1 protein-coding gene is annotated in these 783 nt (G+C 49.4%); it reads right to left on the minus strand.

What is annotated here, in order from left to right; all coding sequences use genetic code 11:
- Positions 1–46: 46 nt before the first annotated feature.
- Positions 47–783, minus strand: a 737-nt coding sequence (locus B5F22_RS11830) for a transposase (protein WP_143482262.1), incomplete at its 5' end; no start/stop codon positions are given.

Raw genomic sequence — 783 nt, forward strand, 5'->3', positions numbered from 1 at the left:
ACCACCTGGATGGAGCTTTCTGCGGAAGTTTTTCAATTTCGGTAAGCTACGCTGTCATTTTCTCAGATACACGGGTTTGAAGCCGTCCGTGTTCCCGCTTCATCCACAGCTTTTTCAGGTTGAAGGCTAAAGCGAGAAAGAACATTTCAGTCCGTACGTTTGCCTTTCCAGTAGTTAGAAAGCGGCGGAACCCAAAGTCGTTTTTTAGAAGTGCAAAGGCTCCCTCCGCCTGAATGGAGCGGCACAGCCGAAGATGTATCCCCCGTGGTGTGGTAATATTTTCAGTTGCCGTAGCTCGCTTTTCCCAGAAGGTCTTTTTCAGTGCGATCTCTTTGGGCTTAGTTGGATCCTTGGCTCGGCAGCACTGGGAACGGCACGGGCAGCCATCGCAGTTTTCGCAGCAATACCACGCAGTGGAAACCAACTGTCCGTCTTGAACTTCGGTACACTCCCGCCGCAGAAATAGCCGGCGGCCTTGCGCACAGATAAAACAGTCTTCTTCCTGGTCATATTCCATGTTCTCCACTCGCCCAACTTGTTTCTTAAACTTTTTGCTGCGTCGTTGCTCATAGTTCGTGGGCTTTATATAACAGATTTGTCCTGTGGAATCCAGGTAGAGATAGTTCTCCAAGCTCTCATACCCGGCATCGGCCACCACTTCTTCATAACGGACCTGGTGAAACTGCTCCAGCTTCTTTAAAAACGGCTGAAGCGTTCTCACATCATTTCGGTCGAAAAACAGCTCTATCCCGGTGATATACTCACTGTTCACACCAATCTGCA

It is taken from the genome of Pseudoflavonifractor sp. An187 (genome assembly GCF_002160275.1).
GTDB classification, from domain to species: Bacteria; Bacillota; Clostridia; order Oscillospirales; family Oscillospiraceae; genus Enterenecus; species Enterenecus faecium.